Source organism: Halomonas sp. SH5A2 (assembly GCF_014263395.1).
Classification (GTDB): domain Bacteria; phylum Pseudomonadota; class Gammaproteobacteria; order Pseudomonadales; family Halomonadaceae; genus Vreelandella.
The window spans coordinates 1,279,471-1,305,567 of the sequence record NZ_CP058321.1; the positions used below are offsets into that span (position 1 = coordinate 1,279,471).

24 protein-coding genes are annotated in these 26,097 nt (G+C 58.4%); 13 read left to right on the top strand and 11 right to left on the bottom strand.

The window, feature by feature from the left end; all coding sequences use genetic code 11:
* Positions 1-3: 3 nt before the first annotated feature.
* The 3 genes from iscB to HXW73_RS05975 form a co-directional block, all read right to left on the bottom strand.
* Positions 4-1,371 carry an RNA-guided endonuclease IscB gene (iscB, locus tag HXW73_RS05965; RefSeq protein ID WP_186255336.1) on the bottom strand — a complete coding sequence of 456 codons (1,368 nt, stop codon included), beginning with the start codon at positions 1,369-1,371 and terminating at the stop codon, positions 4-6.
* A 286-nt stretch (positions 1,372-1,657) separates the two neighbouring features.
* Positions 1,658-2,611 carry an L-carnitine dehydrogenase gene (locus tag HXW73_RS05970; protein WP_186255337.1) on the bottom strand — a complete coding sequence of 318 codons (954 nt, stop codon included), beginning with the start codon at positions 2,609-2,611 and terminating at the stop codon, positions 1,658-1,660.
* Entirely contained in the window at positions 2,608-3,516 is a 909-nt protein-coding gene (locus HXW73_RS05975; RefSeq protein WP_186255338.1) for a 3-keto-5-aminohexanoate cleavage protein, read from the bottom strand. The genes HXW73_RS05970 and HXW73_RS05975 overlap by 4 nt, the downstream gene beginning before the upstream one ends.
* Before the next feature lie 242 nt (positions 3,517-3,758).
* Between HXW73_RS05975 and HXW73_RS05980 the strand changes: the two genes are divergently transcribed.
* Together HXW73_RS05980 and HXW73_RS05985 are read left to right on the top strand one after the other, a co-directional pair.
* On the top strand, positions 3,759-5,036 hold the full coding sequence (locus HXW73_RS05980) for a PQQ-dependent sugar dehydrogenase (protein WP_186255339.1): 1,278 nt from the start codon (positions 3,759-3,761) through the stop codon (positions 5,034-5,036).
* Positions 5,037-5,125: 89 nt separating this feature from the next.
* Positions 5,126-5,443, top strand: coding sequence for a c-type cytochrome (locus HXW73_RS05985; protein ID WP_186255340.1), 318 nt, complete (start codon positions 5,126-5,128; stop codon positions 5,441-5,443).
* A gap of 46 nt (positions 5,444-5,489) precedes the next feature.
* Here the strand turns inward: HXW73_RS05985 and HXW73_RS05990 are convergent, their stop codons facing one another.
* Positions 5,490-6,794 (bottom strand): L-fuconate dehydratase, encoded by a 1,305-nt coding sequence (locus tag HXW73_RS05990; protein ID WP_186255341.1) that lies wholly within the window; start codon positions 6,792-6,794, stop codon positions 5,490-5,492.
* Between the two features lie 178 nt (positions 6,795-6,972).
* Here HXW73_RS05990 and HXW73_RS05995 point away from each other — a divergent pair, with 178 nt between their 5' ends.
* The 8 genes from HXW73_RS05995 to nanR all read left to right on the top strand — a co-directional run bounded on the left by HXW73_RS05995 (position 6,973) and on the right by nanR (position 14,971).
* Positions 6,973-7,737 carry an SDR family NAD(P)-dependent oxidoreductase gene (locus HXW73_RS05995; protein ID WP_186255342.1) on the top strand — a complete coding sequence of 255 codons (765 nt, stop codon included), beginning with the start codon at positions 6,973-6,975 and terminating at the stop codon, positions 7,735-7,737.
* Complete coding sequence (gene pdxA / locus HXW73_RS06000) at positions 7,734-8,750, top strand: 4-hydroxythreonine-4-phosphate dehydrogenase PdxA (protein WP_186255343.1); 1,017 nt, start codon at positions 7,734-7,736, stop codon at positions 8,748-8,750. Before HXW73_RS05995 ends, pdxA begins: the two co-directional genes overlap by 4 nt.
* Positions 8,743-9,879 (top strand): four-carbon acid sugar kinase family protein, encoded by a 1,137-nt coding sequence (locus HXW73_RS06005; RefSeq protein ID WP_186255344.1) that lies wholly within the window; start codon positions 8,743-8,745, stop codon positions 9,877-9,879. Before pdxA ends, HXW73_RS06005 begins: the two co-directional genes overlap by 8 nt.
* A gap of 146 nt (positions 9,880-10,025) precedes the next feature.
* A complete protein-coding gene (locus HXW73_RS06010; protein WP_186255345.1) occupies positions 10,026-11,024 on the top strand; it encodes a sialic acid TRAP transporter substrate-binding protein SiaP in 999 nt (332 codons plus the stop codon).
* A gap of 65 nt (positions 11,025-11,089) precedes the next feature.
* Complete coding sequence (locus tag HXW73_RS06015; RefSeq protein WP_186255346.1) at positions 11,090-11,626, top strand: TRAP transporter small permease; 537 nt, start codon at positions 11,090-11,092, stop codon at positions 11,624-11,626.
* A gap of 27 nt (positions 11,627-11,653) precedes the next feature.
* Positions 11,654-13,033, top strand: coding sequence for a TRAP transporter large permease (locus HXW73_RS06020; protein WP_186255347.1), 1,380 nt, complete (start codon positions 11,654-11,656; stop codon positions 13,031-13,033).
* A 25-nt stretch (positions 13,034-13,058) separates the two neighbouring features.
* Entirely contained in the window at positions 13,059-14,135 is a 1,077-nt protein-coding gene (locus HXW73_RS06025) for an Ldh family oxidoreductase (RefSeq protein ID WP_186255348.1), read from the top strand.
* A gap of 110 nt (positions 14,136-14,245) precedes the next feature.
* On the top strand, positions 14,246-14,971 hold the full coding sequence (gene nanR, locus HXW73_RS06030; RefSeq protein ID WP_186255349.1) for a transcriptional regulator NanR: 726 nt from the start codon (positions 14,246-14,248) through the stop codon (positions 14,969-14,971).
* Positions 14,972-15,009: 38 nt separating this feature from the next.
* Here nanR and HXW73_RS06035 read toward each other — a convergent pair whose 3' ends face one another.
* The 4 genes from HXW73_RS06035 to HXW73_RS06050 all read right to left on the bottom strand — a co-directional run bounded on the left by HXW73_RS06035 (position 15,010) and on the right by HXW73_RS06050 (position 19,449).
* Complete coding sequence (locus HXW73_RS06035) at positions 15,010-16,032, bottom strand: zinc-binding alcohol dehydrogenase family protein (RefSeq protein WP_186255350.1); 1,023 nt, start codon at positions 16,030-16,032, stop codon at positions 15,010-15,012.
* Positions 16,033-16,082: 50 nt separating this feature from the next.
* Complete coding sequence (locus tag HXW73_RS06040; protein ID WP_186255351.1) at positions 16,083-16,934, bottom strand: fumarylacetoacetate hydrolase family protein; 852 nt, start codon at positions 16,932-16,934, stop codon at positions 16,083-16,085.
* 61 nt (positions 16,935-16,995) lie between these two features.
* Complete coding sequence (locus HXW73_RS06045; protein ID WP_186255352.1) at positions 16,996-17,745, bottom strand: SDR family oxidoreductase; 750 nt, start codon at positions 17,743-17,745, stop codon at positions 16,996-16,998.
* Between the two features lie 174 nt (positions 17,746-17,919).
* On the bottom strand, positions 17,920-19,449 hold the full coding sequence (locus HXW73_RS06050) for a UxaA family hydrolase (protein ID WP_186255353.1): 1,530 nt from the start codon (positions 19,447-19,449) through the stop codon (positions 17,920-17,922).
* Between the two features lie 258 nt (positions 19,450-19,707).
* Here HXW73_RS06050 and HXW73_RS06055 point away from each other — a divergent pair, with 258 nt between their 5' ends.
* The 3 genes from HXW73_RS06055 to HXW73_RS06065 are packed head-to-tail and all read left to right on the top strand — an operon-like array spanning position 19,708 to position 23,627.
* Positions 19,708-21,177 carry a mannitol dehydrogenase family protein gene (locus tag HXW73_RS06055; protein ID WP_186255354.1) on the top strand — a complete coding sequence of 490 codons (1,470 nt, stop codon included), beginning with the start codon at positions 19,708-19,710 and terminating at the stop codon, positions 21,175-21,177.
* A 12-nt stretch (positions 21,178-21,189) separates the two neighbouring features.
* Positions 21,190-22,380, top strand: a complete 1,191-nt coding sequence (gene uxuA / locus HXW73_RS06060) for a mannonate dehydratase (protein ID WP_186255355.1) — start codon at positions 21,190-21,192, stop codon at positions 22,378-22,380.
* 59 nt (positions 22,381-22,439) lie between these two features.
* Positions 22,440-23,627, top strand: coding sequence for an amino acid deaminase (locus HXW73_RS06065; RefSeq protein WP_240538724.1), 1,188 nt, complete (start codon positions 22,440-22,442; stop codon positions 23,625-23,627).
* On the opposite strand, the gene kduD is transcribed toward HXW73_RS06065, so the two are convergent.
* From kduD to HXW73_RS06080, 3 genes are read right to left on the bottom strand one after another with little or no spacing between them, the layout of a single operon-like run.
* Positions 23,624-24,376 carry a 2-dehydro-3-deoxy-D-gluconate 5-dehydrogenase KduD gene (gene kduD, locus HXW73_RS06070; protein ID WP_186255357.1) on the bottom strand — a complete coding sequence of 251 codons (753 nt, stop codon included), beginning with the start codon at positions 24,374-24,376 and terminating at the stop codon, positions 23,624-23,626. The two genes, HXW73_RS06065 and kduD, sit on opposite strands and share 4 nt — an antisense overlap.
* A gap of 47 nt (positions 24,377-24,423) precedes the next feature.
* Complete coding sequence (locus tag HXW73_RS06075) at positions 24,424-25,119, bottom strand: HAD family hydrolase (protein ID WP_186255358.1); 696 nt, start codon at positions 25,117-25,119, stop codon at positions 24,424-24,426.
* Positions 25,116-26,090: a 2-hydroxyacid dehydrogenase gene (locus tag HXW73_RS06080; RefSeq protein ID WP_186255359.1), complete on the bottom strand. Its 975-nt coding sequence runs from the start codon at positions 26,088-26,090 to the stop codon at positions 25,116-25,118. Before HXW73_RS06080 ends, HXW73_RS06075 begins: the two co-directional genes overlap by 4 nt.
* Positions 26,091-26,097: the final 7 nt, after the last annotated feature.

The window sequence follows — 26,097 nt, forward strand, 5'->3', positions numbered from 1 at the left end:
GGATTACGCCAACGCCTGTCCCGCGCCTCCTTTTAGGTTAGTGAATGGTGTCAGGTAATAGCCATAGCCATCACCGCGCTGGGTCAAGGTGCAGTGTTTGTACGAAATGCCTTGTACGGCACCCTGTTTGGTCTGAATGTTAAAACTGCCTGTTTTACGCATCGCGACACGGCCGGTATGTATCCCGGCTTTCTTGCCGGTAGGCACAATAGCTTTCACCATGTCGCCGGTCTGGAAGCCATATACCTGCTTTTCCCGCATCAAGACACCACGAGGAAACCCATGCCGACTCAACCGGGTACGCTGGTAGCTGCCGCGTCCCATGGCCTTTATGGTCAGCGTCGGCACTGCCCAATTGCGTAGCGTGTCAAACACACCGACACAGGCCGCATCCAGCGCGTGGGTCTTCGGGATACCTAGTTGTTGGCGGTTGTATTTGGTGCGACTGCCCGTGCTCACAGCCACCGGCAGACCCGTGGCGTTAAGTGCGTTAAACAGTGCCCAACGCGTGGCATTGACCGCGCTGGCGTCCCGCAGCAGGCGTTGTTGCTCGCGCTGGACGTGCTCAACCCGCGTCTCAGCGTTGTGGCCGTGCTTTTTCAGGCGCTTTTTAAGTCCTTTACTGGTAGCGAAAAAGTCCGCTAGCGATTGCCGATCTTTCTCCTGATTGCAGTTGTGACAGCTCAAGGTCAAATTGCTGATCCGGTTGGAGCCGCCTCGGCTGCGGGGTTGAATATGTTCGACTTCCAGCGGCGTGTCGGTGGCGCTGCAGTAGGCACACTCACGGCCCCATTTTTCCAGCAAGTATTCGCGTACCTCGTAGCCGAGTAACGTGCCTTGCTGGTATTCGACGCCGCTTATGTCAGGGGTTTCCAGCTTTTGCATGTCAAAGCGTACTAGCTCCTGATCCAGTGCGGTCATCGGCGCCAGCTTATTGAGCCGCTGCACCCAGGCCATCACCGTATCGACACGGTGCTGCAAGGAAGGCGCGAGCCAACCCTTCGGTTTGGTGCGGTTATCGAAGCGCGAGGCACGGTAGCGCACATTGGCTGAACGGCGGCGACGGCGAAAGGCGGCGCGTTGTTGCAGTGCTTTTTTGATCTGGAAGCCTCGATGCACCAACTCGAACAGGCACAAGACATGCTGGCCGTCATTCGCCTCCCGCACCACGGCCAAACCGGTGGTTTGGCTGCCGGGATCGAGCTTTAAGCGCAGCGGTTGCGTGTCGCCACCTGTCCGGTCCTTCAAGCGGAGGGTGAACGGGTAGCGCTTATGCACCACGGCACGACCGCGTTCCAATAGCAACCGTGCCCGCTTTTCGCTGCAAGGCATCAAAGGCCGATTATGTTTGTCCAATACGAAAACCGCCATGCGATTTCTTCCGTGTTAATGCCCTTACGGGCCTAGTGTCGCGGGGCTTACGCCCCGTCTCCCCTCGGGAATGTCCGCCCCCGGCTCCTGCGTTACCTCAGCGATCAAGACCTTCGGCGTTTTACCTTTCGCCAGCATGACCCTGACCTTTCAGAGCGCCGAACTGGGTGAAGCATTCGGCGGTGAGTCTTAACGACCTGTTGCGAACGTAGCGGGTTGGCTACCGCTCTCCCTGGTCAACCGGGCTTGTTTTCACAAGCCTCCGGCTTTAGCCGGAGGTAGTTGACTAAATGCGTCCTTTTAAGCCTTCAGCTTCGGGCCAGTATTTTTGCACGACCTCAAGCAGCTCTACCAGGAAGTCATCGCGACGCTTGTCCAGTGTGGCCACCGAGCGTCCCGCGGCTTGATGTTCACAGCCTTCGACCACTTTATCAATCAATTCGTCGGTAAGTTCCGGGGCTTCCAGCTTGGTCCAGGGCAGTTTTAACGCTGGGCCGAACTGCTCCAGCATATGGCGCATGCCTGGCTCGCCACCTGCGAGGTGGAAGGTTAAAAAGGTGCCCATCAACGGCCAGCGAAGCCCACAGCCGTAAACCACGGCCGCATCGATCTCTTCGGTGGTCGCCACGCCATCGTTGACCAGATGCAGGGCCTCCCGCCACAGCGCTTCCATCAAACGGTCGGCGATGTGGCCCTCTATTTCACGGCGAACCACCAGCGGGCGCATGGCGAGCGACTGATAGAGCTCCTGGGCCCTGGCAATCTGTGCAGGCTGGGTGGCGTCACCCCCAACCAGCTCCACCAGCGGCAGTAAATACACCGGGTTGAAAGGGTGAGCGACGATCACTCGCCCAGGCGCTTGTTGGCACTGCTGCTGCAGGTCGGTGGGCTTGAAGCCGGAGGTGGACGAGCCGATGATGACGTCCGGTGCGGCAGCAGCGTCAATGGCCGCTAGAATTTCTTGCTTAAGCGGTAGACGCTCGGGCACGTTTTCCTGAATCAGGTCGGCGCCGTTTATGGCCTCTTCAATTGTAGCCACAAACGTTAGCCGCTCAGGGCTGGCATCAGGAGCCAGGCCGAGCTGGGTTAGTGATGGCCAAGCGTTGTCTATAAATGAACGGGTGCGTTTCGGCGCATTGGCATCTGGGTCGAAGGCGACAACATCCCAGCCTTGGGCAAGGGCGCGGGCAATCCAGCCGTTGCCAATCACGCCAGTTCCAATGACAGTTAAACGGCTCATGCGTCACCTCCTGCCAGGTTGCGCAGTTCTGGGTCACGTAACTTAAGGTGGGCGCGGGTTTCAGCGGGCGTCATCACGCGGGCACCGAGGTTCTCAATAATCGTCGAGGCCTTTTCGACCAGTTGGCCGTTAGTGGCCAGCACGCCTTTCTCCAGAAACAGGTTATCTTCCAGGCCAACACGAGCGTGGCCACCCAGCAGGACTGCCTGGGCGACCATGGGCATTTGATGGCGACCAATGCCGAAGGCCGCCCAGTTGGCGTTTTCCGGCAGTTTGTTACGCATAGCCAGCATGGTTTCGGTGTCCGCTTCGGCGCCCCAGGGGATGCCCAGGCAGAGTTGATAGAGCGGGTCATCGTCGATCAAGCCTTCTTGCTGAAGCTGACTGGCAAACCAGACATGGCCCAGATCAAAGCACTCAAGCTCCGGTTTGACGCCTGCGGCTTGTACCAGGCGAGCATGTTCGCGAAGCCAGTCGGCAGGGTTCACGTAGACCATGTCGCCAAAGTTAAGGCTGCCGCAATCCAGCGTGCACAGTTCGGGGAGCAGTTCTCCCACGGGCGCATGGCGTTCGGCGGGAGTTTGAATATCGGTGCCTGGGCCGCCGCGGGTGGGATCTGTGGCATCGGGTATCCAGTCACCGCCGCCGCCGGCGGTAATGTTCATGACGATATCCACATCCGCTTCGCGAACGCGTTCCATAACCTCACGGAATTGTTCGGTGGAATGGCTGATGCCGCCGGTTGCCGGATCGCGAACGTGGATATGCGCGATGCTGGCCCCGGCGCGCGCGGCGTCAATGCAGGATGCCGCGATGGCTTTGGGCGTGATAGGAACGTTGGGGTTTTTAGAGGTGGTATCACCCGCGCCGGTAACAGCACAGGTGAGGATGACGTTGCGATTCATAGCGTGCTCTCTAGTCAGCTGTTTATTCGCTGACCAGTGTGTCGCGGTAGGTAAAAATTAGTTGTCGAAAAGCGTCATTCAGTATGCACAAACTGCCCAACCTTACACGTAGCTATCCTAGGAAGGACCGACCATGCATGAGTAGAGAGGAAAAAATTGACCGCAAGGTTTGCCGATCTAAACTAAAAAAGTGCTCACCCAAGTTGATAAAAAAATTACAACAAATGAGAGGAGAACCCTCAATGTCTCAACAACCAACGCTACGGCCGCTGTGTGCGGCGATTGCTTCTGCGGTGATTATCGGCTTCCCGGCCGTCGCCACTTCAAATGAACCTCAACTCAGCCAATCTGAGGTGTTGACCGGTCTTGAAAATCCCTGGGATATGGCCTTTCTGCCTGATGGGACGATGTTTTATACCGAACGATGCCGAGGGCTGTCGGTGCGACTCCCTGACGGTGACGTAGAGCATCTGCTCGGCATGGAAGGCACAGACGACTATGCCACCACCGCAGACGATCTTGTCTGCCAGGGGCAGGCGGGAATGAACGGTGTGGCGGTCGATCCTGATTTTGACGAAAACCGCACGATCTATGTCTATTCCGCCTCCAATAAGTCAGAGCCTCGAACTAACCGTGTGCTGCGCATGACGGTAAACAGTGATTTTGATGAGGTATCGGATCGTACTGACATTGTCGATGACATCCCATATAAACCCGACGCCACCGACCACCCGTTCGGTGACGCTGGCGCCCATAACGGCGGGCGTATTCGTTTCAGCCCGGACGACGGTTACCTTTATGTGACCACTGGCGACAACCATAACAGCGAGATTCCTCAGTCGCCGGAGTTACTTGGGGGTAAGGTGCTGCGCATCGACCGGGATGGTGAGGCCGCCGAGGGTAACGAACCGCCGGAAGGCTTCGATCCACGTATCTACACTTATGGTCACCGCAACGTACAGGGCATCACCTTTCATCCGGACACCGGCCAACCCATCGTGACGGAACACGGTCCCTGGCATTCGGATGAGATCAATGCGCTGGTCAATGGCGGCAACAGTGGCTGGGATCCGCGTCCCAATATGGCCGGCCGTGGCGACTGCCCGGACGATTACTGCGGCTATGAGCCTAATCAGAAGGAGGGTATGGACCCCCAAGAACGGGCGGAATATATGCCGGTAACGGACACCGAAACCTACCCCGATGCCATGCAGCCCGCCTGGACCAACGATGGCCTTTCGCAGGGCATAGTGGCCACCGAGTTTTTAACTGGTGAACAGTGGGGCGATTGGGATGGCCGTCTGCTGGTTGGCTTTATGGGGATCGGTTTTGGCGGTACGCCGGTGGGGCAACGCATTAACCTGATTGATATTGCGGAAGATGGCCTTTCGGTGAACGACGTTGCCGAAATGCCGCTGCCGATGGGCTCGGCTCGTTTCCGGTCAATCGTTCAGGGGCCGGAAGGTGATCTCTATACGGCGGTGGACGAAGGCATTATTTATCGCATCACGCCGGAATAGCGCTTTGCCGCCGCGCTGCTATGTCAGTGCGGCGGCACGTCCGCCGCAAGCTTGTTCATGCACTAACAACCTACCAGGGAAAGTCCATAATGAAGTTGTCACTGTTTTGGGTCATTGCAGCTGCGTTGACGATGGGGTCTGCCGCTGCTCAGGCAGCGGATAAGTCCGCAGGTGAAACGTTGTATGCGGATAGTTGTGCTCAATGTCACGGTCCCAGTGGTAAAGGGATGGCCAGTTTTCCATCGCTTACCGGCCGGGATGTGGATTACATCACTTCGCGCCTTGAGACCTATCGGGCCGGTGAAAAGGTGGGATCAAACTCTTCCCTGATGATCCCCAACGCCACCGACCTGTCAGATGATGACATCGCCAACCTTGCCGCCTATATCGCGGATATCGCCGACTGATACCCGCGCGTTAGTTGGACGTCTTTACCAGGCCACCCTTTACCATTCAGTTCTCCTCCTGCCAGGCGGCGCCGTCCGGGAAACGGTGCCTGGTAAGTGAGTCGTCATGCATGGTGATGCTATAGCCGGCGGCCGTGGGTACCTGGTAGCGGCCTTGGCGAACGACCACCGGGTCGAGGAAGTGCTCGTGCAGATGGTCGACGTATTCCAGTACCCGACCCTCGAGGCTACCCGACACGGCGATATAGTCGAACATCGAGATGTGCTGGACATATTCGCATAGCCCCACGCCGCCAGCGTGTGGGCAGATCGGCACGTCGAACTTGGCGGCCATCAGTACGACCAGGATGACCTCGTTCAGCCCGCCCAGACGCGCCGCGTCGATCTGGCAATAGTCGATGGCGTCGGTTTGCAGGAACTGCTTGAACATCACCTTGTTATGGCAATGCTCGCCAGTGGCCACACCGATCGGTGCGACACGATGGCGTATCTCGGCGTGGCCGAGGATGTCATCGGGGCTGGTGGGCTCTTCGATCCACAGCGGGTCGTATTCCGCCAGGCGGCGCATCTTAGCCACTGTCTCATCGACTTCCCATACCTGGTTGGCATCCATCATCAGCACGTTGTCCCAGCCGATTTCCTCGCGCAACAACGCGGCGCGCCGTGCATCCTCGTCGAGGTCGCCACCGATCTTCTGCTTGAAGTGCGTCCAGCCTTCGGCCAGGCCCTCGCGAGCCAGTTGGCGGACCTTGTCGTCGGAATAGCCCAGCCAGCCCGCCGAGGTGGTGTAGCCTGGAAAGCCGTCACGGCGCATTTCAGCCTCGCGCTCTGCTTTGCCAGAGGCCTGCTTGCGCAGCAGGGCGATGGCCTCTTCTGGCGTCAAGGCATCGGTGACGAAGCGGAAGTCGAGACATCGCACCAGTTCTTCGGGGCTCATGTCGGCGAGCAGCTTCCATACCGGCTTGCCTTCGCGCTTGGCCCACAGGTCCCAGACGGCGTTGACCATGGCGGCGGTGGCCAGATGGATCGCCCCCTTGTCGGGGCCGATCCAGCGCAGTTGGCTGTCGCCGGTGATTTCGCGCCAGAAGGCGCCCATATCGGCGGTGATCGCCTCTAGTGAGCGGCCTTCGAGGAGCGGGGTGAGTGAGCGTACGGCGGTGACCACGATCTCGTTGCCGCGGCCGATGGTAAAGGTCAGGCCATGGCCCTGGGGGCCGTTGTTGTCATCGGTGTGCAGGATCACGTAGGTGGCAGAGTAATCAGGCGCGGCGTTCATGGCATCCGAGCCGTCCAGCGAACGGGAAGTCGGAAAACGTATGTCCTGGACCTCAACGCTAGTAATGGTGGTCATGATGGCGTCCTCATTGTCGTTGGCGTTGGCGGTTAATGCGAATGGCTAAGAAGGTGAACTGGCATATGGTCAACTTTCACCTATGATGCAAGCAATGTCATGATGTATGAAAGGTATGCCATAAACCTTATCGCAGCCAAATGGCGATTGCCACACGATAACCAATCAGGAGTGCAGCATGTTTGATGAAATGAAGGGCAAACGAATATTGGTGACCGGTTCGAGCCGGGGAATCGGTGCGGCCGTTGCCAGGCGGCTCGGTGGACTTGGGGCGCGCGTGGCGGTGCATTATCACCGTAGTGAAGTGCCAGCCCAGGCGGTCTGCGACGATATCCGCCAAGCGGGTGGCGAGGCCTTTCTAATTCAAGGCGATATCAGTCGCACTAAAGAAGCCACCGCGATCGTCGATCAGGCGGCAGAGCAACTCGGTGGGCTCGATCTGTTGATCAACAACGCCGGCGATATGCTGGGGCGCGTCAGCCTGGACGAGATGGATGATGAGCAATACGACCGCGTCATGGACCTCAACGCCCGTTCGGTCGTCATGGCCAGTCGAGCGGCGCTGCCTTATCTGCGCCAGGCCGGGGCTGGCAATATCATCCATACCGGCTCGATCGCGGCACGCAATGGCGGTGGCACTGGCGCAGGTCTCTACGCCTCGGCCAAAGGGTTCGTCACGACCTTGACCCGCAACATGGCCAAGGAGCTCGCTGGCGACAACATTCGCGTCAATGCCGTGGCGCCTGGCGTGATCACCACGGATTTCCACGCGCGTCATTCCAACGATGCCCAGATGGAAGCCGCGCGTGCCTCGATCCCTCAGGGTCGTCTGGGCAGCGCCGAGGATTGTGTGGGTGCCTATTTGTTCCTGGCGACCGACGCCCTCAGCGGCTATGTCACTGGGCAAATTATTGAAGTCAACGGCGGGCAATTGATGCCATGAGCAATAATATTCAGTACGACATCGCGATTACCATGGGGGACCCGGCGGGTATCGGTCCCGAGATCATCTGCCGGGCCGTCGCTGATATGTCGCCTTCCGCGCGGGCGGGCACGCTATTGGTTGGCGATCCAGCGATCTTTCGACGGGCCGCGCAAACCATCGGTGCCGACCTGGATTTCGCGCCTCTGGATATTGCCGACGCCCACATAGATTGTGTGGCAGTGGCGGTGGTGGAAGCACCCGCCGATGTCGAAATTCCTGATGGCGAAATCAGTGCCGGTGCCGGTGACATGGCCTTTCGCTGCATCGCCAGGGCCGTGGAGCTGGTGCAGAGCGGTCTGGCCGGGGTGATCGTCACGGCGCCGTTGAACAAGGCGGCACTGCATGCGGCCGGTCATTATTATGATGGCCACACCGGCATGCTGGCTGCGTTAACCGATGCGCCTTCATCGTTCATGCTGCTGGCCTCCGAGCACCTGTCGACCCTGCATGTGTCGACCCATGTGTCGCTGCGGGAGGCCATTGACCGCGTAACCCCCGAGCGGATCATTGCCACCGTCGAGGCCGGTGACGCGCATCTCAGGTCGTTGGGAATGGCCAATCCGCGCATCGCGGTGGCGGGACTTAATCCGCACTGTGGTGAGGGCGGTATTTTCGGCGACGAAGACACCCGCTGTATTGCGCCAGCCGTCGAGACCCTCAAGGCGCGCGGGTTTGAAGTGAGTGGCCCGATCTCCGCCGATACCGTCTTCTTTCGCGCGTCAAAGGGCGAGTTCGACCTGGTGGTGGCCCAGTATCACGATCAGGGCCATATCCCCGTCAAGCTGATTGCCTTCGACACCACGGTGAACGTCAGTCTCGGTTTGCCGATTCGGCGTACGTCTGTGGATCACGGTACTGCCTTCGATATTGCCTGGCAGGGCAAGGCGGATGCGACCAACATGGGGGCGGCGATTGCGTACGCGCATCGGTTGGTGGCCGGCATGGTCGCAGGAGCCAATGAGCGTGAGTGAGTGCCGAGTCGCGATCGTCGCCGACGATCTGACCGGTGCGCTGGACGCCGCTGCACCTTTCGCCCAGCGCGGCGCGACGACACGCGTGGTCGTCGCGCTGGAGAGTCTGGAAGTTGCCTTGGACGAGTGGCAAGGGGCGCTGCCGGAGGTGATCGCGGTAACGACCGAATCACGCCACCTGACAGCATCGGCAGCGGCAGAGCGCGTGACGCAGGCGACCCAGGTGCTCGCTCGCCTGGCCCCTGCTGTGTGGTTCAAAAAAATCGACTCGACCCTGCGCGGCCAGGTAGTGGCTGAGAGTCTGGCGATGCATCGGGCCTGCTGTCGACGACTGTTGCTTGCTCCAGCCGTCCCTTCTCAGGGCCGCACGACCTGCGATGCCCGTATCCTCGTGTACGGTCACCCCCTAGAGGCGACCGACTTTGCCCGTGACGCACGTTCCCGACCCCCAAGTGGTGGGCTGGATGCCCTGTTCGCTGACGCCGGATTACCTCTGGCGCGCCATGCTCCAGGGCAACGACTGCCGATGGCGGACAGCGTGGCCGATGTTGAGACAGATGCGGACCTGGAAGCCTTGGCCAGCACAATCGGCGGTGAGCAGGACAAATGGTTGGCGGTAGGTGCGGCGGGGCTGAGTCGCGCCCTGGCTCATGTCATGTTCGGTGAGGCGGTGTCCCGTGATCATGCCCCTTTTACCGGGCTCTGGATGGCGGTGGGGTCACGCAGCGAGCGAGCCAGGCAGCAGGTGGCGGCGCTGCGTCGTGCCTCGCCCGAACTGCCTGTCGTGACGGATATCGACGAGGCGACGGTCGAGTTGCCTTGCCTGTTGCTAATTCCCGATACGCAGGCGCCCCCGCGTGATGCCAACGAGGTGGCGGCAACGCTTGCCGACGCACTTGCCGTGGGCATGGTTGCGGCCAGGCAGCGTCTGTACCTGATGACCGGTGGCGATTGTGCCAGTGCGCTGATGAAAAAGCTGGATGCCCGCTATATCGACGTGGTCGGCGAGTGGGAACCAGGGATGGTACTCGGCTATCCGCAGGGCAACCGGGAATGGCCCTTGCTGACCAAGGCAGGTGGCTTCGGCGACGAGGCGTTGCTGGTGCGCTTGCTCCGGTCCTTGGAATGAACGCCAATCCAGAGGTTGCATTGCCCAGAATTGGCGACTAGATTTGATTATGATGGTATGACACGTATACAAGAAGTCCATCATCTCATTTTCAAATCACCCAATAAGCCTAACTCCCCAATCATCACGTTATGGAGCACAATAAAATGGGTAACGCTAACTTCCGACTCAAAACCTTCCATCGTCTCGCCTCCGGCACCCTCCTGCTGGCGGGCATGACGGCAAGCGGGTATGCCTTCGCCGAAACGCTCAATTTCGCCCACGTCTACGAGACATCCGAGCCCTACCACGAGTGGGCGCTGTGGGCGGCCGATGAGATCGAGGAGCGTACCGACGGTCGCTACGAAATCGAGGTTCATCCCGCCTCGTCGCTGGGTAAAGAGGCCGACATCAACGAGGGTCTCCAACTGGGTACCGTAGATCTTATCTACACCGGCAACCAGTTCGCCGGGCGTTTTTACGGCCCCATTGGTATAGCCGGAGCCCCCTACATGTTCCGCGATTTCGATCACTGGCGCGCCTATGCCGACAGCGATCTTTTCGACGAGATCGCTCAGGGCTATCAGGATGAGACCGGCAACGTACCGCTGGCGATGAACTACTATGGGCGTCGTCATGTGACTTCCAATGAAGCCATTAACGAGCCGGCGGATATGGAAGGCCTCAAAATCCGCACGCCCAATGCGCCGATGTACATGATGTTCCCCGAGGCCGTGGGTGCCAACCCGACGCCTATCGCCTTCGCCGAAGTCTATCTGGCCCTTCAACAAGGGGTCGTGGATGCCCAAGAGAACCCTCTGCCGACCATTCGCGCCAAAGCCTTCTACGAGGTTCAGGACTACATCAACCTGACCGGGCACATCACCGATTCGCTGATTACCATCGCCGGTGGGCCGCTGTGGAACCGCCTATCCGAAGAGGACCGCGAGATTTTCCGTGAGGTCTACATGGAAGCGGGTGAAAAGATCACTGAAGACATCCTCCAGTCCGAAGAAGATCTCGTCGCCTGGTTCGAGGATCAAGGGGTGACTGTCAACGAGGTCGACATCACGCCATTCCGCGAAGCAACCGTGCCGTACCATACCGGTGAAGATGCGACTTGGGATCAGGAAACCTACGACCGCCTCCAAGCGCTCGGTCAGTAAGCCTCTCCTCATAGCCGACACGCCATCCCTTGAAGGGGGGATGGCGTCATCTGCGGAGCTTGCAAATGACAATCGATAAATGGCCTGCTGAGGCATCCGACTTCCAGATGGAGGAAGACGATACCTTTGAGTGGCGCGACTATGGTATCGAAGATTACGCCACCCTAATTGTGTTCTGGCTGCTGGCGCTGGATGTGTTCATGCAGTTCTTCAGCCGCTACGTATTGGGGAACTCGATCGCCTGGACGGAAGAGATGGCTCGCTATCTTTTGGTGACCGTGGGATTCATGGGTGGCTCCATGGCTGTCCGCACGGGGACGCATATTTCCGTCGAATTCTTCTATCGCTATATGCCCGGCTGGATGAGCCGGCTGCTCATGACCCTCGTGGATATTGTCAGCATTGCCTTCTTTGCCACCGGCGCCTGGATCACCTGGAAACTCGCCGACCGGACGACGGCGTTGATGGCGTCTGTCGACATCCCCAAGAGTTTTCTCTACTACCTGGTGCTATTGGGTTTCATCTTGATGTTGGGGCGGGCGATCCAGATAGCGATTCTTCGCTGGCGCAATTGTAGCTCCTCGCATCCTGACCTCCCATAACGACAACATTGGCCGGAGTTCTTACCCATGTCCAATTTCCTGGCTGTGCGCCCTCGGGGGGCGCTGGTTTCACCCCTGATTGCCGCGCTTGCGGTATCGGGTTGTCTGACCCTGGCTTTCTTCGGCGAGTATCTGCTGTTTCTGTTTGCCGCGCTGTTCACCATGTTGCTGCTGGGCGTGCCGATTGCCATCAGCCTGGCGGGTTCCTGTCTGCTGTATGTCTACCTCACCGGACGCGTGCCCGATGTGGTGGTCGTGCATCGCATGATCAACGGTATTGACAGTTTTCCGCTGTTGGCAATCCCGTTCTTCATTTTGGCCGGTAACCTGATGAACAATGGGGGGATCACCAAACGCATTTTTGATTTTGCCAAGGCGTTGATGGGCTGGATGCGGGGCGGCCTGGGCCATGTCAATGTGGGGGCCAGCATCGTCTTTTCCGGCATGTCAGGTGCGGCGGTGGCTGACGCCGGTGGTTTGGGTACCATCGAGATCAAGGCCATGCGCGATGCAGGCTACGATCAGGAGTTCTCGGTGGGCATCACGGCGGCATCCTCGACGATCGGACCGATTATTCCTCCCAGCTTGCCCATGGTCATCTACGGCGTCATGGCATCGGTCTCCGTCGGTCAGCTGTTCGCCGCTGGGCTTATCCCTGGCCTCTTGATGGGCGTGGCACTGATGGTGATGATCACGATCATGGCCAAACGTCGTGGCTATCCCCGCGATGCCGCATTCTCGATTGCGTACCTATGGACGACGTTCCGCCGTGCTTTCCTGTCCCTTTTGACGCCGGTGATCATCGTCGGTGGCATCATCTCGGGTGTCTTTACCCCCACCGAGGCCGCCATCGCGGCGGTGGTCTATGCGCTTTTCCTGGGCGGGGTGGTGTATAGAATCCTCACCTGGCGTCGCCTGATGAAGGTCAGCATGGAAACCATCGAGACGACAGCCGTCATTCTGCTGATTGTGGCGGGCGCTTCGATCTTTGCCTGGATCATGAGCAGCAACCAGGTCACTCAGCATGTCATGGGACTTTTGGGACCCTTTGCCGATAATCCCATCGCGCTGCTGATCATCATCAATCTGGTGCTGATCCTGGTCGGCTGCTTCATGGAGACCATCGCGGCTATCACTATCCTGGTGCCCGTTCTGCTGCCGGTGGCTGTCTCTGCCGGTGTCGATCCCGTGCACTTTGGCGTGATCATGGTACTCAATCTGATGATCGGTCTGCTGACACCGCCGGTAGGCATGGTGCTTTATGTCCTGTCACGCGTTTCGAACATCTCCTTTGAGAGCTGCATGCGCGGCACGCTGCCATTCCTTATTCCACTGGTGATTTCGCTGCTGCTGGTGACGTTCATTCCGGCGATTTCGCTGTGGCTGCCGACATTGGTTTACCGTTGAGTTTGACCCAAGGAGCTGACTGTCGATGACAATCGATTCGCCGGATTTTCGCGTTGCCGTGGCTGACCTAGAAGGTTTTATTGAACGTGTTCTAAAGCGAGCGGGAGCGGACACGGCCTCCGCCCAGGCTGTGACTCGTGCACTGGTCATGGCCTCGCGTATGGGGACGGACAGCCACGGATTGCGGCTACTCCCGCACTATATTCAGGCATTGCAAGGTGGGCGTATCAATGGCCGGCCCGAGATGCACTTTACCCAACGCCTGCCAGCCACCGGGTATCTGGATGCCGATGACGGCCTGGGGCATTTGGCGGGCTACACGGCAATGGCGCATGCTGCTGACATGGCCGAAAAAGTGGGGCTTGGCGCGGTGGCGGTGGGCAATTCATCCCATTTTGGCGCTGCCGGTTGCTACGCTCTGGCGGCCGCTAAACGCGGGTTGATCGGTATGGCCTTCTGTAACTCCGACCCTTTCGTCTTGTTGCACGGGGGGCGGTCGCCGTTTCATGGAACCAATCCGATTGCCTTTGCCGCACCGGTCAATGGGCAAGCTCCTTACCTGCTGGATATGGCGACCAGTTCGGTGCCCTGGAATCGCGTCCAGCAGTACGGCGCTATCGGTCGTGAACTTCCGGATCAGGTCGCGGCGGATGACGCCGGACGCGTAACCCGGACCCCGGCCGACGTCTCAGCGTTGTTACCACTGGGTGGTACTGATTTTGGCTTCAAGGGGGCGGGGCTTGGCGGCATGGTCGAAATATTGAGTTCGACACTTTCGGGCATGCTTAATGGTTTCCGTCTTTTGCCGATGGGCGGGCCTGATATGGCGACGCCACGAGGAGTCGGGCACTTTTTTCTGGCAATGAACCCTGATGCCTTTAATGACAATGCCTCCTTTGAAGTGTGTCTGCGCGAGTACCTTGAGGACCTCCGTGCCCAGCCCGCCAACGAGGGGGCAGAAGTGCTGGCGCCAGGAGACCGGGAGTGGCGGTGTCTTGGCCTTCGGGATGCTGATGGTATCCCCCTGGACAGGGCTAATCAGGCCGCTTATGCCGCGCTGGCCGAGCAGTTCGAGGTTGAACCGCTGACGCCAGTGCGCTGAAAAAGACGCCACTCTTGCCCCGAAACGGGGTCAAAATGCGGTAAAATATGACCATAAGTGGTGGAGAAAGGTCGGTTTTCTTCATCAGGGACAGTCAGGAGAAGGCGTGCATGAGTCGATATCAGGTAGACCGCAAGACACTATCCGAGCAGGTTGCCGAGCAGTTGGAAACCGAGATCCTCGAAGGACGTTTGAGCGAAAATGCGCAATTGCCTTCAGAGCGAGAGCTGATGGAGCAGTTTGGGGTGGGTCGTCCGGCGGTGCGCGAAGCGTTGTTCTACCTGCAGCGGCTGGGCCTGATCGCCATCAATAGCGGGACCCGTGCGCGCGTTATTCGTCCTACGGCAGAAGCAGTGATGTCACGCCTTTCAGGGGTGACCCGGCAACTGCTCTCCAAGCCTGATGGGCAGCAGTATTTCCAGGAAGCCCGCGCCATGTTCGAGATATCACTGGCGCGTTACGCCGCCGTCAATGCCAGCGAAGACGATCTTCAGCGCTTGCGCGATGCCTTGCAGGACAATCGCGATGCTATCGGTGACGAGGCGCGTTTCAAACGCTCAGATAATGAATTTCATGGGGTGCTGGCCAGTATCGGGCGTAACCCTATTTTCGATGCTATTCATGTGGCACTCTCCGAATGGCTTGACGACCGTCGTGCACAAGTGCTGCAGCAAAAAGACGAAGATAAGGCCGCTACAGCGGCGCATACCGAAATCATCGAGGCCATTGAGTCGCGCGACCCCGATGCCGCCGAGGCAGCCATGCGCCGCCACCTGGACCGCCACTATGGTACCTACATGCAGCTCAAAGAACGCCTGTCCTCGACGCCTGAGTAATTGCAAGGAATAGCAGGCTGCCTCTCCATGAATGGGATCTAGCGGTCAAGGTGGATCATTGCCTTGATGACGCCAGTAGCAGGATCACACCACGCCGGCATTCGCTCTGGGACTGCATCGAGCTCTTCGCGGTGCGTGATCATCGCTGTGTCTTGCAGTCTGCCGGCTTCCATCAGTGTCGCGACCCAGGTGAAATCCTCGCGTGTGGCATTGCGGCTGCTGAGCAGGGTCATTTCCTTGCGGTGAAAGTCAGGGTCGTGAAAAGTGATGTCCGCTTTGACGATACTGACCAGGACGTAGCGTCCCGCCTGGCCGACCAGGTCGAAGCCCCGCTGCATGGCCTCGGGATTGCCGGTAGCGTCGAAGACCACGTCTGCCAGCGCGCCGTCGCTCAGGGTCTCCAGTTGCGCTAGCGTATCGTGTTGCAGGGGATTCAGCGTGTGCTCGATATGCAATGTCTCGCGGCAGAAGGCCAGCCGCTGTTCGTTGGTATCGACAACCACCACGCGGGCACCGCACTCCCGAGCGAACTGCGCCACCCCCATGCCAATCGGACCCGCACCTACCACGACGGCCAATTCATCTTGAGCCAGCGCGCTGCGACGCACGGCGTGGGCGCCGATGGCCAGGCATTCCATCATCGCGAGCTGGTCCAGCGACAGGGTGGGGGAAAGCATTAAGTGGTCGACAGGCACCACCAGCATGTCGCACATACCGCCGTCGCGATGCACACCGATGACCTTGATATGCTGGCAGCAGTTGGTGAGCCCCCGTTGGCAGGCGCGGCATTCACCGCAATGCAGGTAGGGGATAACTGAAGCGTTCTGGCCCACCAGTGCCTGATGTTGGTTATCGCCTACCTGCACGATCTCGCCAGCCAGTTCGTGCCCCAGTACACGCGGATAGGAAAAATACGGCTGATTGCCGCCGAAGGCATGGATATCGGTGCCACAGATGCCGACCCGGCGAATGCGCAGCAGGGCCTCACCGGCGCCGCAGGCAGGCGCTTCACGATCATCGTGTTCCATCAAGCCGGGTTGCGTACAGACAATGCTGCGCATGGCTTGGCCCTCCTTATATCGATGGCGAGGTGGATACTGACGGTTGCGTTTCAGCTCGGTTCGTCGGCGACCACTTGCTGGTTCTGTTCGCCAAGCCCCTCAATCCCCAGGCGCATGCGTTGGCCTGGGCGAAGGTAGACCGATGGTTTCTGTCCCATGCCGACGCCCGGCGGGGTGCCGGTCGAGATCACATCACCCGGCTGAAGGCTCATGAAGCGGCTCAGGTAGCTGATCAGAAAAGGAATCTGGTACACCATGGTTCGGGTGCTGCCGTCCTGGTAGCGCTTACCATCTACTTCGAGCCACATATCCAGTTCATGCGGGTTGGCCACCTCGTCGGGCGTGACCAGCCAGGGCCCCATGGGGCCGAAGGTGTCGCAGCCCTTGCCCTTGTCCCAGGTACCGCTGCGCTCGAGCTGGAACTCGCGCTCGGAAACATCGTTGATCACGCAATAGCCGGCCACATGCTTCATGGCGTCGGCCTCGGCGATGTATTTGCCGCCTTCACCGATCACCACGCCCAGCTCGACTTCCCAATCGGTTTTCTGCGAATCACGCGGGATGATGACGTTGTCATCCGGACCGCAGATGGCGCTTGTCCATTTGTTGAACACCACCGGCTCGGGCGGTACCTGGGCACCGGTTTCGGCGGCATGGTCGGAGTAGTTGAGGCCGATGCACAGGAATTTGCCGACACCGCTGACGCAGGGGCCTAGGCGTGTATCCTGAGGCACTTCCGGCAAGGTGGTTGGGTCGAGCTCAGCCAATATCGCCAGGCGGTCACGGCCGAGGTGGGGGCCATCGAGATCGGGCAGATGGGCGGAGAGGTCGCGAATAACTCCTTGAGAGTCCAGCAGGCCGGGTTTTTCGTGTCCCGGAGGGCCGAAGCGCAGTAATTTCATGCTTGCTCCTTATATAAATTTGAATTTATGTCGTTGGTTAGCAATATCTAACGAGGCATGATCAGTTCAACCAGCCGCCATCAATGATCTGGGTAGTGCCGGTGGTATAGGCGGATTCGTCGGCGGCCAGATAGATGGCAAGCGCCGCAATCTCGTCGGCGCTACCCAGGCGGCCCAAGGGTTGTCGGGCGTTGAACTCGGCGTAAACGTCATCCTCATCGCGGCCCTGCTTTTCGGCCTGGGCGCGAATGCGCTGGCGCAGCGAAGGTGAGTCCACGGTGCCTGGGCAAATGGCGTTGCAGCGGATGCCTTGGCCGATATAGTCGGCTGCCACCGACTTGGTCAGCCCCAGAACCGCGGCCTTGGTGGTGCCGTAGGCGCAGCGGTTGGGTACCCCCTTGAGGCTCGAGGCCACGGAGGCCATGTTGATGATGCTGCCACCACCGTTGTTGAGCATGGCGGGTAGCACGGCACGCGTCATGCGCACCATGGCCATCACATTGAGCGAAAGCGACAGCTCCCAATCGTCGTCGCTACCTTCCAGCAATGAACCGTTCGCCACGAAACCTGCGCAATTGAAAAGGATGTCGACAGGGCCGAGCTCATCGGCCAGTGCCTCGATGGCGGCAGTATCCAGTACGTCCAGTTGGCGGGTCTCGATTCCGGGGGTGCCAGCCAACTCGGCCAGGGTGTCTTGATTGATATCCGTGGCGATGACCTTTGCGCCTTCAGCAGCGAATCGCAGGGCTGTGGCCCGGCCGATGCCCTGGCCCGCTGCGGTGATCAGGGCCGTCTTGTTATTCAATCGCATGGCAGGTTCCGTGATCATGGTTGTTGAGACCTATTGGCCTGTTCTTGTTCTATGCCAGGATAGGTTGTATGACAGCATAATAGGATGATATCTGTGTTTGAGTATGGCCCAATCTCAAGCCATTGCCAAATTGTCGTCGGCGGTGAATAGATGTGACAGCGAGACCCTTGCTGATCAGATAACAGCGCCCACCATCCACGGCACGAACTCGTTGCTGCCATAGCCCAGGGATTCGCTGGCTGTTTCTTCACCAGAGGCGATAGCGATGATCTTCTCGAATATCGCTTCGCCACAGCTTCTGACCGTGGCATCACCGTCAATGATGCCGCCGCAATTGATATCCATATCTTCCGACATGGCGTCAAACATGGCGGTATTGGTGGCAAGCTTGATACAGGGCGCCGGCTTGAAGCCCGATACGGAGCCTCTCCCGGTGGTAAAGCACACGATCGTCGACCCGGAAGCAATCTGTCCCGTCACGGAGACCGGGTCGTAGCCCGGGCTGTCCATGAAATTGAAACCGGGCTTTTTGATGGGTTCGGCATACTCGAGTACATCGCTGAGGCTTGAGGAGCCGCTCTTGGAAACAGCGCCCAGTGACTTCTCGAGTATTGTGGACAGGCCGCCAGCTTTGTTACCCGGCGAGGGGTTGTTGTTCAGCTCTGCGCCATTGATCCAGGTGTAGTGCTTCCACCAGGCGATACGCTCGAGTAGCTTGCGTGCAATGCTCACATCGACCGCCCGGTTGAGTAACAGGTGTTCGGCACCGTAAATCTCGGGGGTTTCGGCCAGAATGACGCTACCTCCATGCCGGACGATGAGGTCGGCCGCATAACCCAGCGCAGGGTTGGCGGTTATGCCCGAATAGCCATCGGAACCCCCACACTGCAGGGCAACGGTGAGGTGTTTGAGTGGCGCCGGTTTGCGCGGGGTATGCGCATGCGCATTCGCCATGGCGAGTATCTTGTCGCTGGCCAGTTTAATACTGGCACGTGTTCCACCCGCCCCCTGAATGTTGAAGTAGTCGAGGCGTTTGCTGTCCGTCATCCCGTATTTGTCGACCAGGGCTTTGACCTGGTTGCTCTCGCAGCCAAGGCCGATCACGATCACAAACGCGAAATTCGGATTCACCGCATAGCCGGTGACGACTCTCTCCAGAAAGGCAAACCCCTCAGACTCGGTGTTCATGGCGCAGCCTGACCCATGCGTGACGGGCACCACGCCATCGAAGCCGAGTTTCTCAAGCCCTGCCGTCTCGTTGAGATGATCTGCGGTGGCTTTAACCACGGTTGCCGAGCAATTGACCGTGGCCACGATGCCAATGTAATTCCGTGTGCCGACGCGCCCATCACTGCGGTGAAAGCCATTGAAGGTCAGGGCGCTCTCAATAACGGGTGTCGGTGCGGCCGGCGTGAAATCGTCAAGCGAGGTATCACGCTCCAGCATGGCCAGATTATGCGTGTGAACATGGTCGCCCGCGCAGATCGGCTGGCTGGCGCGGCCTATCACCTGCCCATACTTAACGACGGGGGTATTTACCTCGATATCGACCAGCGCCACCTTGTGGCCAGCCATGATGTTTTCTCGTGCAGCCCCTAACGTTTGGCCAAGCGACAGCCCTTCGGCGATATTCCGGGTGGCAACGCCCACATTGTCATCAGGGTCCAGGCTGATCACCATTGGGTAGTCATTGATAAGTTCCATCGTCTTCTCCAAATCGCGCCAGGCGGTTCGCATACCGTCGAGCTCAGGGCTAGCCTTGGTCTAATGGTATAGCTATCATACCACCATGCTATACGTTTATATGAGCGACCCAGCTCCGTCAAGGATTTGTCGGTGGTCGGGCTGTGGTGTCCACTGACTGTGCGGCTTGCGATATGCAACCGAGCCGGGCTGGCGTTGGTACTTATGTTTCCGCGATTCGCTTTGGTTGCTTAACTTGCTAATGGGGAGTCATTGACTATGCCTTTACACCGTTTTGAAACCTCACCCAAAAGCGGACAGATTGGCGTCGTTCATCTTGGTCTAGGTGCCTTCCACCGAGCCCATCAGGCGGTGTATCTAGAGCGTTATCGCCAGCGTAGCGGCGACGCTACCTGGGGGGTATGCAGCGCTAACCTGCGTTCAAGTGTTGGCTTGGTCGATGGATTGCGCGCGGCAGGGCATCGTTACCATGTCGCCGAATACACTGACACCGAAACCCTCACACTGCGTGAAGTTGGCGTGATCGAAGAGACGCTGTTTTCAGGCCAGGATAGTGCGGGTCGCTGGGGGCGCGACCGCGAGGCACTGCTGGCACGAATGGCGTCTGCGGATACCCGTATAGTCACCTTAACAGTGACCGAAAAAGGCTATTTTCTAAACCCCGCCAGCGGTGAGTTAAGAGTCGATGACCCGATGATCATCGGCGATATCGCCTCGCCCCAGCAGCCGCGTACCGCACCAGGACTATTGGTGGAAGCATTGGCCCGGCGGCGCGAAGCAGGCATTACTCCCTTTACCGTGCTCTCATGCGACAACATGCCGGATAACGGTAAGCGAACACGCCAAGCGGTGGTTCAGCTTGCCGAGCAGCGTGACGTGGCGTTGGCAAAATGGATCGCCGATGAAGTAGCGTTTCCCTGCAGCATGGTGGATCGCATTGTGCCCGCGATGACGGACGCGGACTTTGAGCGTTTAGCCGCACTAGGCATCAAGGATTCCAACGCTGTGGTGTGCGAGGCCTTCACCCAGTGGGTGGTGGAAGACAACTTTCCATCAGGGCGGCCGAACTGGGAAGCTGAGGGCGTTGAGATGGTCGCCGATGTGGCGCCGTTTGAAACCATGAAGCTACGCATGCTCAACGGTAGTCATTCGCTGCTGGCTTACCTGGGCGCATTGGCGGGGATTGAAACGGTCTTCGACGGTGTCAATCACGCCAAGCTGCAGGCGCTGTTACGCCGCTATATGCTCGAAGAGGCGGCGCCTACCCTTGAGATGCCGGAAGGCATCGATTTAAACGCCTATGCCGACTCGCTGCTGGCACGTTTTGCTAACGACAGTTTGCGTCATCGTCTGCAGCAAATCGCCATGGATGGCAGCCAAAAGCTCCCGCAACGCTGGCTCTCCGGCGCGCGACAACGAAGCGCAGCGGGGCAATCGTCTCCCTGCGTGGCATTGGGGATGGCGGCCTGGATTCGTTACACCGCGGGCGAAGATCTGCAAGGTCATCATTACCCCGTGGATGACCCGCTGGCCAAGCGCTTTGCAGAACTGCACCAAGCGCATGGTAACGATCCCAGCGATCTGGTCGAAGCCTATTTAGCCATGGACGATGTGGTGCCCAATGAGCTGGCAACGGATCAAGAGTTTGCCCAGGCAGTGGTAACCGCTTATCAGACGTTGACCCAAGAGGGGCTTAATGAGGCGCTTGCGGCGCTTGAGCGTAACTAAAAGGAGATACCCATGGAGCATACTTGGCGCTGGTTCGGCCCTAATGATGCGATTCGCCTGGAAGAAATACGTCAGACAGGCGCAACCGGTATCGTTACGGCACTGCATGAGGTGCCCAATGATCAGGTGTGGTCGGTTGAGGCGATACGTGAACGTCAGCAGATGATCGAAGCGGCTGGCCTGACATGGTCGGTGGTGGAGAGTGTACCGGTACATGAGGCGATCAAAAAAGGCTTACCCGAACGTGACGCGCTGATCGAAAGCTATTGCCAGACGCTGCGCAACCTGGCTGCCTGCGGTATTGATACTGTTTGCTACAACTTTATGCCGGTGCTCGATTGGACGCGAACTGATCTGACCTATGAACTGCCGGATGGCGCCTTGGCACTGCGCTTTGACCAGGTGGCTTTTGCGGCGTTTGATCTTTACCTGCTCCAACGACCCGGTGCTGAGAAAGCGTACAGCGCGGATGAGAAAGTTCAGGCACGCCGCTATCTGGAGGGACTGGATAGCGCTGACCGTGACAAATTAGTCAATACGTTGATCGCCGGGCTACCGGGTGCCGAAGAGCATTACACCCTAGAGCAGTTTCGTGCCGTGTTGGAAGAGTACGCCGATATTGACGCTGCCCGGCTTCGGGAAAACCTAGGCGACTTCCTTGAGGCGGTTATTCCGGTAGCGGAAGAAGTGGGCATTCGTATGGCTATTCATCCGGATGACCCGCCACGGCCACTGCTGGGCCTGCCTAGAGTTGTGTCAACGCGCGAAGATGCTCAGTGGATAGTCGATCGCGTTCCGAGCCCCTCCAACGGCCTGACGCTTTGCACAGGCTCTTACGGCGTCCGACAAGACATTGATTTGGTGACCATGACTCGACACTTTGCCGCGCATATTCACTTTATCCATCTGCGTGCCACGCAGCGCGAAACTCATTCCCTGTCTTTCTACGAGGCGCCGCACTTGGCAGGGGATGTGGATATGGTCGGGGTGATACATGCCCTGGTGGAAGAGGAGCGCCGCCGCGAAAGCGAAGGAGGGGCGCGTTTACCGCTGCGCCCGGATCATGGCCATCAACTGCTTGATGATCAACACCGCCATACGGCACCCGGTTACTCGCTTTACGGGCGCATGCGGGGCTTGGCCGAGCTGCGCGGTGTGGAGCTGGCGGTTCGGCAGTTAACCGGGGAAGACTCGGCTATGTGATAGTGTAAGTAGAGTGTTTTCCAGAGGTTTATAGGCATATGCATTCAGTGGCGTTAACGATGGATAAAGGCAGTGTAGAGTTGGGGTCAAACCTTCTATCAGGCGTCAGCCTGCCCGCCGCCGTAGTGCATGAAGGCCCACTGGACCATAACGTAGCGTGGATGCAGCGATTCGCAGAAGCTCACGGAGCTCGTTTGGCGCCCCATGGCAAAACCACCATGACGCCCGCGCTTTTCCATCGCCAGCTTCAGGCGGGGGCGTGGGGAATTACCCTGGCGACCGCGCCCCAGTGTCGTGCGGCGTTTGCCAATGGCGTTACCCGACTGTTAATGGCCAACCAACTGGTCGGCCAGGCCAATATGGCCATTATCGCTAGTCTGATTGAGCAGGGCGCGACGTTTTACTGTGTGGTCGATAGCCAGGAGAACATGCGCCAACTTGGTCGCTTCTTTGCCGAGCGTGGCTTGAAGCTGTCTGTTCTGATAGAGGTAGGCGTGGAAGGAGGGCGGTGTGGCTGTCGCAACCAGCAGCAGATTCTTTCGCTAGCGGAAGCGATTACTAATGAGCCCGCACTCGCGTTGGTGGGCCTGGAAGGCTATGAAGGCGTTGTTCATGGCGATGACCCCGAGTCTGGCATTCGCGCCTATGCTCAATACTTAGTGGATATTGCCGTAGCGCTTGAAGCTGCTGGTCACTTTTCAGAGCCCAACCCAATCGTCACCGCGTCAGGTTCTGCCTGGTACGATGTGATTGCAGAAGCCTTTGAAGGTGCACCGCTGCAGGGTCGATTTACTCCTGTGTTGCGGCCTGGATGTTATGTGGTTCACGACCATGGGCTCTATCGTGAAGCGCAGTCTGCAGTTTTAGGCCGTCGACCGGATTTGCAGCAGGGGCTTGAACCCGCTCTGGAAGTGTTTGCGCAAGTGCAGTCGTTGCCTGAACCTGGGCTTGCCATTGTCGCTTTAGGTAAGCGCGATATTGGCCATGACCAATTGACCATTGCCCTGCGTCGGTTCCGGGAAGGAGGTGATCCCTCGCCGTCATTGTCGGTTACTGGTTGGGAGGTAACGAAAATCATGGATCAGCATACGTTCGTGCGGCTTCCCGGCGAGGCGCAGGACGTTGAGGTAGGGGATATCATCGCTTTTGGCGCCTCTCATCCCTGCTTGACCTTTGATAAGTGGCGCCAACTGCTGTTAGTGGATGACCAATTAAACGTTAAAGAGCACTTGGCCACCTATTTTTAGCGGGCTAGCCAGCCACCGTCTACGGCCAGCGTATGACCATGAACGTAGCGGGCAGCGTCGGAGCATAAAAAGATCACGGCACCCGCTAGATCTTCGGGCGTGCCCCAGCGGCCCGCTGGAATGCGGCCGAGTATTTCGTCGTGGCGCTGTGGATCGTCGCGCAGCGCCTGGGTGTTATCGGTCGCCATATACCCTGGAGCAATGGCATTGACGTTTATATTGTGGGCAGCCCACTCGTTGGCCAGCAGACGTGTCAGGCCGAGGATCCCGCTTTTACTGGCGGTGTAGGAGGGGACACGAATACCGCCTTGAAACGAGAGTAGTGAGGCAATATTGACGATCTTGCCCGGTGCTTTACGATCAATGAGGTGTTTAGCCACCTGTTGGGAGAGAAAAAACGCCGCCTTTAGGTTGACGTCTATTACCGTGTCCCAATCTTCTTCGGTGAACTCGATAGCCGGTGCCCGGCGAATCGTGCCCGCATTATTGACCAAAATATCCAGCTTACCCGCCTGAGCGATCGCTTGATTGACAATATCACTAGGCGAATCATTGCCTAACTCCGCTTCAACAGCGAAAAAGCGCTTACCTAATGCTTCAACTTGCTGGCGGGTTTCCTCGGCAGGTCGGCGGCTGACACTGACAATATCAGCACCCGCTTCGGCCAGCGCCACGGCCATGCCTTGGCCCAGCCCTTTGTTGCAGCCGGTGACCATCGCCACTTGATCTTGCAATGAAAATAACCTCATTGAATCCTCCTGCGCCGCATTTCACCAATAAGTGCCAATACTTGGTACTAAACGTCAGCAGTGACGTTGGTGGATAGGTTTGCAATAGCGGCGGGTAGTTCACTGGCATGCAGAATGCCGATTGCACCGTCGGGGGTGAATTCTTCGTCAGGAAAGTGGTTGAGATGAATCACGTGCATGCCTGCCGCCAGGCCCGCCTCGACACCCACCGCCGCATCATCGATCACCACACACTGCTGGGGAGTATAGCCCAAGGCGGCAGCCGCCATGCGATATAGCTCGGGGTCTGGCTTCCATACGTTGAGGGTGTAGGCGCTGAACAGCTTGCCTTCAAAATGGTGGCCTAAGTCGGAGCTTTCCAGCGCACAGCGAATTTTGCGCTCAGGGCCATTGGAGACCACGGCCATGGGGTGGCTGCTTAACTGTTCAAGAGCCGCAGGTATGCCGGGGATTGCCACAAGTTCGGCACGCATCCGGGCTTCCATGCGTGCCCGCATGCCTGCTTCAAGCTGAGAGAAGGCGTCTTCTTCAAGTACCTGAAAACGCTTTTCCAGGGTTTGAACGATGGTCTGGAAACGCACCCCGCGAAATTCATCCATATACTGTCGGGCTGAAAAGGGTAAGCCGAATTCGGGAAGAATCTCGCCCATCACCTCGGCAAGCAGTATCTCGCTATCCACCAGGGTGCCATCGCAGTCGAACAGCAGGCAGAGAGGTGTGGCCATGCTCAGCGCAGAATTCATTGATAGGTTTCCTCGTTGACTAGGCTAATCGGCCGCTCGCCCTGAAGTGCCAAGCGGATATTATCCACCGCCCGCTGGGCCATGGCGTCGCGGGTTTCGTGGGTGGCGGAGCCGATATGCGGCAGAGCGACCACATTGGACATCTTCGGTAGCGGTGATGAGGGCGGTAGCGGCTCCTGCTCGAAGACATCAAGCCCGGCTGCTTGTATAGCGCCGCTTTCCAGGGCGTGTATCAAGGCGTGTTCATCGACCACTTTGCCGCGGGCGATATTGATGAAAATGCCGGTTGACTTCATTTTTGCGAACTCCTGGGCGCCGATCAGGTGTTCGGTCTCGGCAGTCAGCGGCACCGTGACACAGACAAAGTCAGCTTCGGCCAGCAGTTGGTTGAGTTCGCGCCGCTTCGCACCCAGCTTGCGTTCTAATGCGGGCTTGGGGGAAGCGTTGGAGTAGAGCACCGGCATGCCAAAGCCAAGCGCACCGCGTCTGGCTACTGCCTGCCCAATGCGGCCAAAGCCGACCATGCCCAGGGTTTTGCCCTGCACATCGCTACCAAACTGCGTAGGGCCAATACTGGCTTGCCATTCACCTGCTTTCACCCACTCGGCTAATTCCACAACCCGGCGCGCGGTGGCCATGATCAGTGTAAAACCGGTATCGGCGGTGGTTTCGGTAAGCACATCTGGCGTATTGCACAACATAATGCCGCGTTTTGTCAGTTCATCGACGGGGATATTGTCGTAGCCCACCGATATGGTGGATATGACTTTCAACTTAGGTGCTGCGTCCAGCAACTGGGGTGTAATCGCCAAACCGGAACCGATAATGCCGTGCACCTCCGCTAAAAGAGCACGATTTTCAGGGCCATCAAGGGCGGTGGTTTTCGGCAGTACATCCACTTCAAACAAATCGCGAAGCTCAGCCAGTTGAGCGTCGCTGAGTCGTCCTTGAACCACTAGACGTTTTTTCATTGTTATC